Here is a 14741-nt window from a genome sequence, read left to right on the forward strand (position 1 = left end):
AGAGTAAAGGTAGATGATGAAAAAAACTCTATTAGCAGTGGCGCTACTTGGCGCATCTTCTGCGGCAATGGCGGATTCTTGGATTTACGGTGGTGCAACAGTAGGTCAGTCTGACTACAAAGGTGAAACGGACACATCATACTCTGTTCACGTTGGTACAGGCATTCTACCTATCATTGGTGTTGAAGCTGGTGTAACACAGCACGGTGAGTTCAACGTAAATGGTCAAGACACTAAGCTAACTTCTTACTACGCAGCACTTAAGCCAAGTATCGACTTCGGTCCGCTACACGTGTACGCAAAAGGTGGTTTCCATCAGTGGGACAAAAAAGTGAAAGGCGGCAAAGACGATGACGATTTGGACCTAATGTACGGTGTGGGTGCTGAGTACTTCATTTTTGGCCCAATGTCTGTTGGTGCTAGCTACATGAACTACACTGCTGGTAAAGACGATATCAGCACGTTCTCTGTTAACGCAACACTACATTTCTTATAAGCGTCAAGCTTTCTAACACCATATGAAACACACCGGCTTTATGTCGGTGTTTTTTTGTCTGGAAGTCACAAAACAAAAGTTGAACATAAATTATTCACTTTTAGAGTCTTAAAATGCCTATGCTTTCCAATATATAGTGGCGATTAAATGCGCATATTTGCGTAATTTTTCGCTTAGGAATCGATCAGGAAGGGATAGTATGAAAAAAACACTCTCGTTATTCGCTCTAACGTTGTGCTCAACGTCAGCAATGGCTGACTCTTGGATTTACGCTGGTGGCCAAATTGGTCAGTCCGATATCGACAGCGAAAATGATACAACTTATGGTATTCATGTCGGTACTGGTATTTTGCCATTCATTGGCATTGAGGCAGGCTACTTTAACCACGGCAAAGTGGATTTATCTTTGAGTGGCAGCAGGGGTAGTGCTGATTTTGATTCATTCTATTTAGCGGCGAAACCTAGTATCGACTTCGGCCCGTTACACGTTTACGCAAAAGGCGGCATCAATGCATTCAACGTTGATTATGACGGTGGACTTAGAAACTTAGACAAAGATGATGGCGTCTCTTATATGTATGGTGTTGGTGCCGAATACTTCTTGCTTGACAATGTGTCTGTGGGCGCGAGTTATCAAGCGTTTGGCGTGGATATTGAAGGCGATAGCGATACCGTTAGCAGCGTAACAGGGAACATCACCTTCCATTTCTTATAACGCTCGCTGGATGAAAGGTTTGCTGATTTGGTTTCGTCGTTAATTGTGAAACCAAATCAGCGCAGGTCTTCTCTATTTGCGCAGTGACTGGCTATGAACTTAAGTATTTCTTGTGTCTTTTCTAGTCTACAACCTACGACAAAATCAATCGTTAGACCTCATAATTTTTGTGTTGATATTATCTCCCCTTCATCTGTCTCGAATTGAGCTTAAAATGCAATAAATCACGACTTTTTGCAAAAATATGTGATTGCTGCTAAAATTTGTCCCGCTTTAAAACTTTAGAGTTCAAATTAATGGAGGGCGGTATTGGAGTTCTTCTCACCTGAGGGGCGTTTCAAATTCACGTTAAATTTGTATTTATGGATAATGCATTTAAAAAATATAGTATTGATACAACCGATTATCAGGTTGGACAGGATAACGTTCAAAAGTGGGGATTCGATATACATAACCCGGTTTTTGGCATTAGTGCGGGGCTCGTTGTTTTCTGTCTGATTTCACTTCTTCTTGTTGAGCCAACCACTGCTCGTGACGTATTAAACGGTCTAAAAAACGGAATTATCGAACAGTTTGATGCGTTCTTTATGTGGTCGACAAACTTCTTCTTATTGTTCGCCGTTGCTCTTCTGTTTTCTCCGCTAGGTAAAATCCGCTTAGGAGGCAAAGAAGCAACGCCGGATCATTCAACCGTTTCTTGGTTGTCGATGCTTTTCGCCGCGGGTATGGGTATTGGTCTTCTGTTCTGGAGTGTGGCTGAGCCGACCGCGTATTTCACTGATTGGTGGGGAATGCCACTTAACGCAGTACCATACACCGAAGAAGCAAAATCCCTTGCGATGGGTGCCACTATGTTCCACTGGGGTGTACATGGTTGGAGTATTTACGCACTCGTTGCACTAGCATTAGCGTTTTTTGCCTTTAACAAAGGTTTACCACTTTCATTGCGCGCGGCGTTCTATCCAATTTTTGGTGACCGTGCATGGGGTTGGTTAGGTCACGTTATTGATATCCTTGCCGTTTTGTCGACGCTATTTGGTCTTGCAACGTCGCTAGGTCTAGGTGCTCAGCAGGCGACCAGTGGTATTAACCATGTCTTTGGTCTAGAAGGCGGCATTGGTACACAAATGATTGTGATCACCTTCGTTACCTTTATCGCGGTGCTATCAGTGATTCGTGGTATTGATGGTGGTGTTAAGCTACTGAGTAACGTCAATATGGTGGTTGCGTTTGCGCTGCTTATTTTCATTACCTTCATCACGTTTGATACGGCGTGGAGCTCGCTACGCGACACAACAATGGCTTACATTGAAAATATTATTCCATTGAGTAACCCTCACGGTCGTGAAGATGAAACTTGGATGCACGGCTGGACGGTATTCTACTGGGCTTGGTGGGTATCTTGGTCACCGTTTGTTGGTATGTTTATCGCGCGTGTGTCTAAAGGTCGTACGGTTCGAGAATTCTTATTCGCAGTCATCGTTATTCCTACAGTTGTTACTTTGATTTGGATGTCTGTGTTTGGTGGTATCGCGCTTGACCAAGTGGTGAATAAAGTTGGTGAGCTAGGTGCAAATGGCCTAACTGATATTTCATTGACTCTGTTCCATGTTTACGATGCGCTTCCGTATAGCTCAGTGATTTCAATGCTTTCTATCGTGCTGATTCTGGTATTCTTTATTACATCGTCAGACTCTGGCTCGCTGGTTATCGATAGTATTACCGCCGGTGGTAAGATTGATGCACCAGTACCGCAACGCATTTTCTGGGCGTGTATTGAAGGTGCAATTGCAGCCGTAATGCTTTGGGTTGGTGGTAAAGAAGCCCTGCAAGCATTGCAATCAGGCGTTGTTGCAACAGGATTACCGTTTACTTTTGTTCTGCTGTTGATGTGCGTAAGTTTGGTGAAAGGGTTAAGAACAGAACTGCCAGCTTACAAATAAATACAACACGATCCATGATTGAGTTTAAATGCCGAGCCTAATGTGCTCGGCATTTTTTATTTCTACTTTTCTTTTCCAATAATTTCGTTACAGTTTAGGCTTATTCCCACCTCATTAAACTGTATTATGTCACTGGCTAAACTCATTCTTATTCGTGGACTTCCGGGTTCAGGTAAAACAACCTTAGCAAAACAATTGGCAATAGTTCTTGGTGCTAAGCATTTTGAAGCTGACATGTATTTTGAAAATGATGAAGGTGATTATCACTTTGAACTGGTTCAATTACCTCAAGCGCATGAATGGTGTTTTCAGCAAACTAGAAAGTGGTTGAACAAAGGGAGAGTCGTGATTGTGAGCAATACGTTTGTTCGACATTGGGAGATGAAGCGTTACATGGACTACTGCATGAAGAAGCGCATCGAGGTGGAAATTAAAGTGTGCCACGGAGCGTATCAAAGCATTCATGATGTGCCACCAGCGACGATAGAAAAGATGCGCCGCCAGTGGCAAGAGTGACCGTTACCAGAACCGGAAGTTATTGACCTCGTCCGTCAATCATCACAACGAATGTTTTGCTCATGATTGAAAGGTCCATTGAAATCCAAGAGTAAAACGAACCTAAGCTTAGTGCGTAACTGTGGTCAAACCCAACTTTGCGTCTTACATCTTCAATGCATGCATCATAGCCTTGGTTAACCTGAGCTAAGCCTGTGATACCCGGTAACACGCCATATGTGCGCTCTACAAAATAGGGGATTTCATCTTCTAATTTCTGGTAGAAAGCTGGGCGTTCTGGGCGCGGCCCAATCATCGACATTTCACCTCTCAACACATTAAACAGTTGAGGTAGTTCATCTAAACGCGTTTTGCGTAAAAAGCGTCCTACTGGCGTGATGCGGGGATCATTTTCAGTTGCCCATACTGCGCCAGAGCGTTGCTCTGCATCAATATACATGGTGCGAAACTTCATGATTTGAAAAAGATCCATTTTTTCTGGTGTGCAGCGTCCTACTCGCAATTGGCGATAAATCACAGGGCCTTTCGATGTGGTTTTGATCGCTAGCGCGATAAATGGGAATAGTGGTGCAGTGACGACCAAAATAAGCATTGCAACCAGTACATCAAACGTTCTTTTTGCGTGGCATACATTTGAATCGTAGCGTGAGTTTTTCATGATGCTTTCCTTATTGGTTGACGCGTTTCCAACGTCCATTTTCCATTCCGAGCAAATACTTCATACCGCCGATAAAGTTGGCGAGATGACCAATGACGATGTAGCTAATCAGCTTAAAAGGTTTAATAGTGTTAAGTGCTGGCATCAAGTAAGTGATAAGCGCGATGCTATAAATACCAACTTGTGCGAACAGCATTACTTGAAACAGCGGATTGTGTGCCAGTAGTAGTGAGCAAATAAAGCAAACAATCATCAAATAGGGTGTTGCTAAGCGCAGGACCTTTCCCGATAGAAATGCAAAGGCAGTGCCACGATAGCGAGGTAGCAGTAATTTCTTTAATTGCATGAGCTGCTGCATGTTACCTGCTGAAATTCTTAGGCGTCGTTTGAAATCTGCGTCATCTGAGCTTTGTTCGAGCTCAAGCGCCAGCATGTTTGGCTCGTAAATAGCGCTATAGCCTCGCAAAACGATTCTCATAGGGAGAATAAAGTCGTCATTAATGGTGCTAACTTCCAGTGGTTCAAATAAGTGAGTTCTGAAAGTGTAAAACGCACCGTGGGAACCAATCGTTGAACCTAACAAGGATTCTTGGTGCTTTACTCGAGACTGGTATTGCCAATACGCCGCTTCACCTTGGTTATCAGTACTCATTATTTGATATGTTGCGTTAACCACTCCAACGTTCTCATTTTGATAATGCTGACTAGCTAGCAACAGAGAATCGCAAGAAATCAATGCCGACGTGTCACTCAGTGCGGTAATGTCCGAGCTAACATGACGCATTTCTTCGTTGAGTAGGGCAACTTTACCGCGATTGACTTGGTGATCATTAATAATGAACAGAGTATCAGAGCAGATTGCTTCTTGAATTGTCGCTTGCGCAATCTCGGCTGTGTTATCTGTGCAGCCATCACATGCGATCACTACCCTTAATTTATCCCTCGGGTAATCTAGGCTCGCAAGGTTACGGATCTTCTCTGCTATCCATTGTTCTTCATTGTAGGCGGGCACGATGACAGTAATAGAGGGTAGCTGGTTATCTGTTTTGGAGGCTTTGTAAGCTCGCTCTACAAATGGTGCTTTGGTTTCGGCTTGCCGTTTTAAAGGAAGCCATTTAAGGAGCAGTGGGTACCCAACGTGATGATAGACAATCAAAAATGCGGATAAACCAAACCCTATAATCCAAAGTAAATCATTCATAGCTAGCCTCCTTGGCCAAACGTGAGTAGCGACTCACCATGTCTCTGATATCAAAGTGTTTGAGAATAAAAGTTCGAGGAGAACGGTGTGATGATTCCAGTTGTTGTGATAACGCTTCGGCCAACAAAAACACGCGATTTGCTTCAACCAGTGTGCTGTTGTTCGGACAGAGCGTCTCTTTCACGCCGCCAACATCCGTCGCGACGCAAGGAATGTCACATGCTTGAGCCTCGAGGGTTGAGAGAGGAAAGCCCTCTTGAAGTGATGGTAAGCAAAACAAGTCTAGGCTTTGGTAAAAGCTGGGCATATCGTCCACCAAACCTAAAAAGGTTACTCGATCTTCAAGTTTTAACGTTCTAACTTGTGCTTCCAATTGAGTTCGCTGAGAACCATCACCGGCTATTGCTAGGTGTGTGTTTGGCGCAAGATGAGAGAAGGCTTCGATAAGCACTTTATGGCCTTTAACTGCTTCTAGACGCCCGGCAACGCCAATCACGATTTTGTCGGTTGGAAGTTCAAACAAGTGTCTTGTTGCCGTTTGGTCACCGCTTTTAAACTTCTGACAGTCAATCCCGTTATGGATAGTACAAATTTTGCGATACTTTAACTTAGTCTGTATTTGATGGGCGACAAAGTTAGCATCGGCAACTACTTGCGGGCGAATCATCGTTAGCAAAAGGGACTGTAGTCGAGCTGATTTTTTGTTATTAAGGTGCCATGCGTCGTGCTCGGTATGAATCACTACAGGTACGTGCGCTAAACGTGCAGCAATACCACCATACAGAAGTGGGCCGATATGATGGGTGTGGACCACGTCAGGCTTAAGTCCTTTGAGCATGGAAGTCAGCGTACTGATGGTTTTTCCGCTGAATCCAGGTTTCTTATTAAGAAAGTGCAGTTGGCCTTGGTAGGGCAATAGTTTTTGCCAGCCTTGTAGTGCATGTTCTTTGCTTCCTTCTAAGCTCACGACAAAAACGGAATGGTTTGGCTGCGCAAAACAAAGCATTTCTAGTACGAGCGTTTCTAAACCACCAGGAGCTAAGTGTTGCACGACGTGTAATATCACTTTTTTGCTGTGCTTAGTGTTATTGTGTTTTTGTCTGAATTCCATTTTCAAACCCTCGTTGAGTTCTTTGTTTATTTAGGAATTGCAGACTGCGTGCCAAAAAATTAATCATTTAAAAACAATAAGTTAATGTTGATGTTTGTGAGGCTTTATGTTTATTCTCAATTTGAGATTCATATTAGTGGACATGCTATGAGGCTGTATAAGGCAGTAGTAAAAGAAAAGCACTCGCCGACCGAGTGCTTGTAAATGAGTTCTTATGGCGGTTAGTTTCCGTACACTACGTTAGGTAAAGTGGTGATGACAGGAACACCAAGGTGTTTTTCTAATGCTCTTTTAGAGCGGATAGAGTTATCGGCTAACTCTAGTATCGTCGCTAATCCAATGCCTAAACCAGCGCCACCAATAAATCCTAAAATGACAAATACAAAACTAGGTAAGTTAGTTGGAATTGTTGGCGTGAACGGTTCATCAATGATTTTTACGCGCTTATTCTCTTCAAACTCTCCCAAAGAACCCGTTAGTTGGGCCATCTCATAGCGTTCGACGAGTTCATCATACATTTCTCTCTTCACTGCGACGTCACGAGCTAAGCGGTTTATTTCTGTTGCTGTGCTCCCAAATTGGTGCGCATTTCGCTCTAATTCTTGGATCATGTCTCGCAAGCTGTTGGTTTCTTCCGTAAGTGCTTCAAAACGTCCGCGCATCATTTGTAATTGATGTAGTTGGGAGACAAGTAGAGGCTGTGCTTCGCCAAGACTGTTTACTGTGGTATTGCTCGCGATATCCCATAGTTGAGCACTGTTTAGTTCTGGTTGTTTAGAGTTCAAGAGTACCGAGCGTTCCTGCTCCAACCGGTTTAATTCTCGCAACTTACCTTGCACTAAACTATGCGCCTCTGTGTATTTAGCGCGAAGCAGGGTAAGTTCACTACGAATGTCGATGATTTGCTCTTCCAGTTTACCGATAACCGGGTTCGTTTTGGATAGTTGTTGATCCAAACTGCCTAGACTTCGTGAAACACCAGCAAGCTCCGCCTCCTTTTCGGCTAGCGTTTGTTTGAGGCTAGCAAGGCGAGTAAGGCTTTGAGCTTGCATTTCGGGCGTCGCGTCTGAGTAAGTATTTTTATATTCTGCAAAGGCTTGTTCAGCCTTGTCTAGTTCTTCCCTGCGTTTGTTGATATGGATAGTCAAAAAATGGCTCGAATCTTTAATCGAAGAACGCTCAGGAGCCAAAAGCTGTTCGACAAAATGCTCTCTGACAGACAGCAGCATCGACTCCATTCCTTCTGATTTACCACTTTGCAATTGAATTTGAATGAAGTCTTTACCGAGTGGCTGAACAGACAGGCGCGACGCAAGATCTTTTATGATGAACTCTTGCTCTTTTGCACTCATCTCGTCATTGATCAGCGATTGTTCTTTTGCGACAGAATACAAAACGTGTCGGCTTTTTAGCAGAGTACTGAGTGCGCTCAATCGGTCTTTAAGCATTGTTGAGACGGCAAGGTCTTGAAGGAACGGGTTCATTTTCGCTGTCTCTTGAATAAGCATGCTGGTGTGAGCAACATAAGTCGTCGGAACCAGCTTACTTACGATGAAACCCAGCACCGGCAAGACAAGCATAGGGATAACGATCATGTAACGACGTCGCCAAGCGCCATGTAGTAATACACTAAGGTTTTCTCTTAAATCGTTCATAGCGCCCTCACTAATTTATCAACTTGGTTGGCTCTTGCTTCCCAGCTTTGCTGTTGAACGTATTGCTTTGAGTTTGCCGGGGGTGGGATCAGGTGATCGAGACTGGCGCATACATCTTCGACATTTTGAACTATGTGGAGCATATGCTTGTACGGCATTAATGCGGGAAAGGGTGTGCTGATAACAGAGGTTCCTGTTGCCAAGTACTCAAGAAGTTTAAGCGGATTACACGCTTTGATTTGAGCGTTATCAACAAAGGGCAACCAACTGGCATCCCAGTGTTGAGAGTAACGTGGCAGAGTGTGATGCGCTCTCGGGCCCAGGTAGTATATGTTGCTTCTTTGTGGAAGTGGATTGTCACTGAACTCGTTGGGGCCGATGAACACGAGATCCCAGTCAGGCGCTTGGTCTGCGACTTGGGCAATTAAGTCGTAGTCTAACCATTCAGACAAACTGCCATAAAAGCCCAGCACTTTGCGACCATTATTAGGAAAATCTTCAGCCTTAGGTGCTGGCTCAGAGAACAAACTAAAGTCGACACCGTGAGGTAAAGTGACGGTTTTATGTGATGGAAACTTGGTGGAGAGCGTATCGCTTGCCGTAAAGATAACGTTGGCCGCATTAACAAGAGTACGTTCGTGCTTTGTTACCGTGTCGTGGTCAACACCAGCTAAAGCGCTAAAGTCATCGCCACAATAGTAAATCAGTCCACGTGGGTTCATTTCTGCACAAACATCGGCAGCAGTCGGGAGCGACGTCCAAAATACAGGCTTATCAAAACCAAGAGCTTGTAATTGTTTGTTGAGTTGGTGTTTCATCATCTTAGCGGCCACTTTTCTTGCTAATGCAGAACTAGGGGCAGGAATCGTGAGCAAGTTGATGATGTGAATGTTTGGGTTTGTTTCAGAGTCCAATGTTGGCTTGTGTGAGCCTACGTTATGAAATACACGAGTGAGTTTGTTTAACGCACGTTGTATGTCTTTAGAATCCAGCTTAGGTTGACGAAGGCCAATGGAGTTCACCCAAAGGATTCGATGGTTCGCTGCTAGTCGCTTGACAATATGCTGAGTGGAAGAGGGTAACCCACCAAAATCTTCTCCAAATACTACGATGTCCGTCATGTGGCTCTCCTTGAGTCTTAGTTATTTGATTACTAATTAAGTGAGTAATCACAATGCGTGCCAAGGAATTAGCCATTTTAAAACAGTGAGTTATGGGTTTTGTTTATGTTTGAAACTAGTATTTCTCATTTTGACAGTCACTTTGAACAATTCGGCTAACGACAACTGTTAATGCCGTTAGAATGTAAATTGGCCAGGTGAAACCTTGAGTCAGAAAAGTGCCTGATACGATGGTACCGATAAGCCCACTTAACACGGCGTTTGCTCCTACAGAGAGGGTGTAATCTGATTTTGGTGTCAACAATGAGATGGAATGCAAAGAGGTGCGGATCAATGACACAATTAAAGTAATGAACACCGCGAGCCCGACAAAACCCGTTTCTGCTAACACGCCAAACCAAGTACTATGGACCGCGTGGTTGATACCATCCCAGTGTGGGCTGTAGAAATAGTAATTAAAGTAAAAGTTATCTAGACCTACGCCAGTCAACGGATGATGCAGCGCCATTTTAAATGCCGCTTCCCACGCATAAAGTCGCCCCATCGCAGAGGCATCTATACCATCCTCAGCGGCTCCCCCCGATTCTCGTCCTGAAATACCAGCGAATGCGTAGAGTACGATCGCTGCGATAGCGCCTAATACCAAGACTAATGTTTTGCTTTTGATGTGTTTAAAAGCAAAGTAGGCAAATACAGACAGTGAACCTAGTAACCCCCCGCGGCTCTGCGTCTCAATGATCGCAAAGAACAAAACCAAACAGGTGATAAGGGCAAAGAGCCTGAGATGCTTGGGGGAATGCTTCTCCATCAATTGACTAACGGTAAAGGCAAGGGGAAACATCAGCACTAGTGCCAAATCGTTAGGATCGCCAAGTACTGAACCTATGGATCGTCCTATCGACACGCGCGTCCCTTCAACCAAATCAATGCCATTCGCAGCGTTTTGTAATGCCACTAAGCCAATCAATAATCCGGCGAAAATAATTGCTTTTGACATCTGTGCGAGCTGTGAAGGTTTAGTAATAAGCCAGGTGATGGCCAACGTCATAATGATGATTTTCCAATAGGTGTTTTTGAACACCGTTATTGCGATATCACGACTGGAAGCGAATATGATTCCGATGATCACCAGACCCCAAAATATACACAGCCACTTTAATGAAGGGTGCCAAAAAGCTGTAATCTGGCGGCTTATAAGAAGGTGAAAAGCGAGTGCGGCGAGTGCCCCCAATGATAACAGTAATGGGATCTTGAAGTTATAGATAACAGGAAAGGCTTCGTGAATACGAAAGAATGAAAAAATAACGAACAGTGTGACAAGCCAAAACGTTTGATTGAGAACAAACAGTAACGCGAGTGGTGCGAAACACAACGCAACAATCAAAATGGGATGAGGCATAACAACCCAAAGCAGGCCGATACCGACAGTGATCGTCAGTGCTGCGATGGACTGTTTTGTTCTCACCTTGGTTTCATTCATAACGAGTATCTCTTCACCTGTCCACGCCGTTTCACTATGTATCGAGTGAGAGCATTGAGCGTCTCTTTACTCATGTAGCGAGTGGCTATCCCTGCCAGCAAACTGCATGTCAAAATGCAAATTGCGATGGCGATTCCTATTGATTGTGAAGAGTGAAGCAGGAACAGTGCCACACCGGATATAATCTGTAATAAAACCATCAGACTTAGGTGAAAAGGCAACGTCATACATTGTTGGCCTACTACATAAGTCAGGCCCAGCTTACACAGTTGTGCGTAATAAAGCGCAATGAACACACCATAAATACCCAGAGAAGATAAGCCAAACAGCAAAGCAATCGCAACGCACGCAGAGACGACATTTATACCCAGTAGCCAGCGAGTACGACGCTTGTACAAAATGGAGATGTTAATCAACTCACTCCATTCTTTTAACATGGCGATAGGTAGCAAGAATAAGCTGAATAGTACCGCCTCATGATAGGTTTCTGGCAGTAAGTAGGTGATCATCACCATTGCTAATGTGCCGACCACTACACTCAAACCTGTAATGTAAATCATACCTAAGTGTGTGATGCGCACTGCTTCAGTGCTCTTGCGCCCTTCTAAGTAGTTAAATCGACGTGGCATCCACCACATGCCAAACGGCTGCACTAAAATACACATGCCCACTGCAAATTTTACCGCTATCGCGTAAATCCCTAACGTCGCAAGAGAAGTGTTGGCACCAATGAACCAGCGTTCAGCGCCATTGAGACAAAATGCTACTAAACCGGCCATCATCATTGGTAGGCAGTAGTTTAGGTATTGTTTTGCCAATGTCAGCTTAGGAAGGGTGACATTGTAACGGTTAACGATGTGCAGCCAAACAAATTGAGTAATAGCAGCCAACAAGCCCCCCCACAAAACAGAAATAACATGGGGATGAACAGACAGCGCCGCGACGATAAAAATGACCTGAAAAATGGTGGTAGTGACCATGACGTTAAGCAGTGTTCTTGCTTTGTCGTCTTGTGTTCTTAACCAGGCAGTGCCGATTGCAATACTGCCTTCTAGAACGATGGCAAACATAACAATAGCAAATTCGACTCGCGTAAAAGGCGCGGGAATGGGGGCGATTAAAATGATAGTGAGCAAGCTAAGAGCGACGACGCCAGCGATGAGTAAAGCAAGTGAGTACAGCTGGTTTAGTAGGCTTGTGCGCGTATTTTGATCCTTTTCAACGCCGACGAATCGATAAAGCGCTTCATGCAAAGCGAAACTGACAAACAAGGTCGTAACAACACCAAAGGTTGTTAGAAGCTCAAGCTTGCCCATTTGTTCTGGTGAGAGAAAGTGGGGCAATACAGGCAGCATGATTAGGCTGATGCTTTTATTGATCACTAAGGCGATAGCAAATAGCGTCATGTTGGTCATTGCTTTAGACATGATCATATCCTTTGATGTCTCGCGGTGTCTTGAGTGTGCAATCATTGTTGGTAGCAATTTCGGCAGCAAGGTGCTGGGCGATTGGCAAATAACAACGTTCGGCTGTGTATAGTTGAGAAACATTGAGTGCTTCGATACCCATCGTTACTTTCATCCACGGCGATTCATTCAAAAGGCGAATTGCGTTGTGTAGCGAAGCCACATTGTTAGGCGTGTATTTAATACAATTTCGGCCGTGAGTTAACACGCGGTCCCAATAACTATCATCATGTGGAATGACGACACACATACCTGCAGCGAGAGCCTCCAAAATAGATAACCCAAAAGGTTCGTTGATACTGGTGGAAACAAACACACCACACTGTGAACGCAATTCATCTAAGTTGTTTGGGCACTCATGCCATTCAACACCTTGTGTGTTGAAGTCCGGTGTTGAATATTCCACACCTGCCACGTTAGGTTTGATGTAACACACGGTGGATTTGATCTTTTTCGACTCATCAAGTGTTAAAGCATCAAGCAAAAGATCGATGTTCTTCCATTTTAGTAAGCTAGCTGCCCAGAAAACGCGGCTTGAAATCGGATTCGCTTGTTTTGGCCAGCGATCTTTCGATAATCCATTAACAAACGTAGATGTATTCAAACCACACCAATAGCGTTCGGTGGCTGGCTTCTCTGTTTTGAGGTAGGCCTGTAATGCTTCTACCATTGATTCGCGGGTGTTTGCCAAGTAGTAAATTGCCGATGCTTTTACTAAGCAGTAGCCAGCAGATCTCGATCGTCCAATAGGGCCATGAACCATCTGTACCACAGGCTTTTTGCTAATTAATCGTAGTAAGTACAAAGGCATATCATTACTTGGGCAAGATAGGCCCAAAAAGCTATCTATTTTTGGCAGCTTCATGCACGCGTAGAGAAGTTGGAGAAAGTAGTAAGCGTTCATCAACCAGTAGGTCAGTCCATGAGTCGAGTTAAATGGTGATGGTTTTATTTTTATAACTTGCACACGCGGTGTATCACTAAGCAGTGACGCCCAATGCTCTGGATTTGTAGTGAGTAGATAACCAATCACGTTCAGCTTATCGCACTGCTTAAGGAGCTCTGCATTCGCGATTTTGGATCCACCTTGCATTGGGATGGCGTCGAACATCAATACACGTTTCATGACCGGGCTCCTCAATTGATGCTCAACCAGCGTGAAAGAGGCTTGATGCAGTGAGTCATCGGCATTGGTGTAATGGCGTTATTATTAAGTTCACCTTCGTAAATACGTTCAATAGCGTTGATAGATGCAGTCGTCGTTAAGTGCTGGCTAGCATGTAGGTAAGCGTTTTCCGCCAGCTTGTTTCTTAATGCCGCGTCTTGCATGACTTGTTGAATCGCGTTTAACAGGCTCGCCATTCCACTGTTCTGGTACAGCAATGCAGAGTGATTATGCTCGAACAACTCAGGAATGCCTCCCGTTTTAGGAGCCACGATAGGCAGTTGAGCTAAAGCCGCTTCCCCGAGCACGAGACCAAAGGCCTCTTCATAGGCGCCGCTAATAAAAGCGTCTGCATTACCACACATCCACTCTCCGGCATTGTGTTGCTCCCCGACAAAGTGCACTCGCTCTTGGATACCAAGATCCGCGGCAAGCTGTTGCAATGCTTCTCTTTCTTCGCCGTCACCAACAATAACAAGGTGAGGGTTGTGGTGGTGGTAGTTGTGCATGCGCATTGCGCGAATAAGGCGGTCGAACCCTTTGCGCTTAATCAGCGAACCCACCGACAGAAAGGTAAAGGCCTGTGATGGGATTCCGAGTCGATCTTTAATGTCGATGGGTGTATCCACGCCTTGAAGTGACACGCCGTTGTGTACGACATGAAGTTGGTTTTGCGGGTAGCCGTCCTGAAGAATTTCGCGTCCAACATCTTTGCTAACGCAAATCAATTTTGGAGAGAGGTGAAGTCCGAGAGAGAAGCGATCGCGCAATTTATAATGGCAATGAAGTTGCGTGACAAGTGGTATATGATTCATGCGAGCAGCCAAACACATCCATTGACAAGGGCCGCCGCTATTGACGTGTACCAAGTCGATGCTGTGCTTTTCGATCAAAGCTGAGCCTTGTTTGATAAGGCTATTCCACCCGCTAATATCCCAGCGTGGAGCGCTCCAACCACCAACCAAATTGAAGGATGAATGTTCCGCTTCAATTCCGAGCGATTGGCACTTATCGATTAATGGTTGGCAGTTGGACCATACGAATGGCTCAAACTTATCGCGGTCGATTCCTGAAATGAGATCCAGAAGCACCACTTCACTGCCGCGAATCCAATTATCACCATAATGAACATATAGAATGCGTTTTGGCGTAGTCATAAGTCACCTCTGTCTCATCATTAATCTGCGTTAACTGCTGAGCTGCAATAGAGATGC

13 protein-coding genes are annotated in these 14741 nt (G+C 44.6%); 4 read left to right on the plus strand and 9 right to left on the minus strand.

All coding sequences use genetic code 11. The annotated features are described in order from the left end of the window. Positions 1–16 precede the first annotated feature (16 nt). The 4 genes from R7093_RS16590 to R7093_RS16605 all read left to right on the plus strand — a co-directional run bounded on the left by R7093_RS16590 (position 17) and on the right by R7093_RS16605 (position 3670). Complete coding sequence (locus R7093_RS16590; protein WP_021033871.1) at positions 17–496, plus strand: outer membrane beta-barrel protein; 480 nt, start codon at positions 17–19, stop codon at positions 494–496. A 199-nt stretch (positions 497–695) separates the two neighbouring features. After that, the gene (locus tag R7093_RS16595) at positions 696–1211 is read left to right on the plus strand and encodes an outer membrane beta-barrel protein (RefSeq protein WP_005377661.1); all 516 of its coding nucleotides are present in this window, start codon (positions 696–698) and stop codon (positions 1209–1211) included. A 362-nt stretch (positions 1212–1573) separates the two neighbouring features. Continuing rightward, on the plus strand, positions 1574–3154 hold the full coding sequence (locus R7093_RS16600) for a BCCT family transporter (protein WP_005377659.1): 1581 nt from the start codon (positions 1574–1576) through the stop codon (positions 3152–3154). Positions 3155–3280: 126 nt separating this feature from the next. Next, on the plus strand, positions 3281–3670 hold the full coding sequence (locus R7093_RS16605; RefSeq protein WP_047102237.1) for an AAA family ATPase: 390 nt from the start codon (positions 3281–3283) through the stop codon (positions 3668–3670). A gap of 19 nt (positions 3671–3689) precedes the next feature. On the opposite strand, the gene R7093_RS16610 is transcribed toward R7093_RS16605, so the two are convergent. The 9 genes from R7093_RS16610 to R7093_RS16650 form a co-directional block, all read right to left on the minus strand. After that, the gene (locus R7093_RS16610; RefSeq protein ID WP_005377654.1) at positions 3690–4328 is read right to left on the minus strand and encodes a sugar transferase; all 639 of its coding nucleotides are present in this window, start codon (positions 4326–4328) and stop codon (positions 3690–3692) included. 10 nt (positions 4329–4338) lie between these two features. Continuing rightward, positions 4339–5529: a glycosyltransferase family 2 protein gene (locus R7093_RS16615; protein ID WP_205390867.1), complete on the minus strand. Its 1191-nt coding sequence runs from the start codon at positions 5527–5529 to the stop codon at positions 4339–4341. Further along, complete coding sequence (locus R7093_RS16620; RefSeq protein WP_318146742.1) at positions 5522–6640, minus strand: glycosyltransferase; 1119 nt, start codon at positions 6638–6640, stop codon at positions 5522–5524. Before R7093_RS16620 ends, R7093_RS16615 begins: the two co-directional genes overlap by 8 nt. Positions 6641–6861: 221 nt before the next feature. Further along, positions 6862–8295 (minus strand): GumC family protein, encoded by a 1434-nt coding sequence (locus R7093_RS16625; protein ID WP_005377649.1) that lies wholly within the window; start codon positions 8293–8295, stop codon positions 6862–6864. Continuing rightward, a complete protein-coding gene (locus R7093_RS16630; protein ID WP_047102245.1) occupies positions 8292–9416 on the minus strand; it encodes a glycosyltransferase family 1 protein in 1125 nt (374 codons plus the stop codon). Before R7093_RS16630 ends, R7093_RS16625 begins: the two co-directional genes overlap by 4 nt. 115 nt (positions 9417–9531) lie before the next feature. Beyond that, positions 9532–10896 (minus strand): O-antigen ligase family protein, encoded by a 1365-nt coding sequence (locus tag R7093_RS16635; RefSeq protein WP_318146743.1) that lies wholly within the window; start codon positions 10894–10896, stop codon positions 9532–9534. Beyond that, a complete protein-coding gene (locus R7093_RS16640; RefSeq protein ID WP_017820656.1) occupies positions 10893–12323 on the minus strand; it encodes a lipopolysaccharide biosynthesis protein in 1431 nt (476 codons plus the stop codon). The genes R7093_RS16635 and R7093_RS16640 overlap by 4 nt, the downstream gene beginning before the upstream one ends. Continuing rightward, positions 12316–13488: a glycosyltransferase gene (locus tag R7093_RS16645; RefSeq protein WP_017634933.1), complete on the minus strand. Its 1173-nt coding sequence runs from the start codon at positions 13486–13488 to the stop codon at positions 12316–12318. The genes R7093_RS16640 and R7093_RS16645 overlap by 8 nt, the downstream gene beginning before the upstream one ends. 11 nt (positions 13489–13499) lie before the next feature. Further along, the gene (locus R7093_RS16650) at positions 13500–14684 is read right to left on the minus strand and encodes a glycosyltransferase (protein WP_318146744.1); all 1185 of its coding nucleotides are present in this window, start codon (positions 14682–14684) and stop codon (positions 13500–13502) included. Positions 14685–14741 lie beyond the last annotated feature (57 nt).

This window comes from Vibrio sp. 1580, assembly GCF_033340055.1.

Coding starts and splice junctions, on each gene's coding strand:
- R7093_RS16590 (WP_021033871.1), top strand. CDS start 17: ATGAAAAAAACTCTATTAGCAGTGGCGCTACTTGGCGCATCTTCTGCG.
- R7093_RS16595 (WP_005377661.1), top strand. CDS start 696: ATGAAAAAAACACTCTCGTTATTCGCTCTAACGTTGTGCTCAACGTCA.
- R7093_RS16600 (WP_005377659.1), top strand. CDS start 1,574: ATGGATAATGCATTTAAAAAATATAGTATTGATACAACCGATTATCAG.
- R7093_RS16605 (WP_047102237.1), top strand. CDS start 3,281: ATGTCACTGGCTAAACTCATTCTTATTCGTGGACTTCCGGGTTCAGGT.
- R7093_RS16610 (WP_005377654.1), bottom strand. CDS start 4,328: ATGAAAAACTCACGCTACGATTCAAATGTATGCCACGCAAAAAGAACG.
- R7093_RS16615 (WP_205390867.1), bottom strand. CDS start 5,529: ATGAATGATTTACTTTGGATTATAGGGTTTGGTTTATCCGCATTTTTG.
- R7093_RS16620 (WP_318146742.1), bottom strand. CDS start 6,640: ATGGAATTCAGACAAAAACACAATAACACTAAGCACAGCAAAAAAGTG.
- R7093_RS16625 (WP_005377649.1), bottom strand. CDS start 8,295: ATGAACGATTTAAGAGAAAACCTTAGTGTATTACTACATGGCGCTTGG.
- R7093_RS16630 (WP_047102245.1), bottom strand. CDS start 9,416: ATGACGGACATCGTAGTATTTGGAGAAGATTTTGGTGGGTTACCCTCT.
- R7093_RS16635 (WP_318146743.1), bottom strand. CDS start 10,896: ATGAATGAAACCAAGGTGAGAACAAAACAGTCCATCGCAGCACTGACG.
- R7093_RS16640 (WP_017820656.1), bottom strand. CDS start 12,323: ATGTCTAAAGCAATGACCAACATGACGCTATTTGCTATCGCCTTAGTG.
- R7093_RS16645 (WP_017634933.1), bottom strand. CDS start 13,488: ATGAAACGTGTATTGATGTTCGACGCCATCCCAATGCAAGGTGGATCC.
- R7093_RS16650 (WP_318146744.1), bottom strand. CDS start 14,684: ATGACTACGCCAAAACGCATTCTATATGTTCATTATGGTGATAATTGG.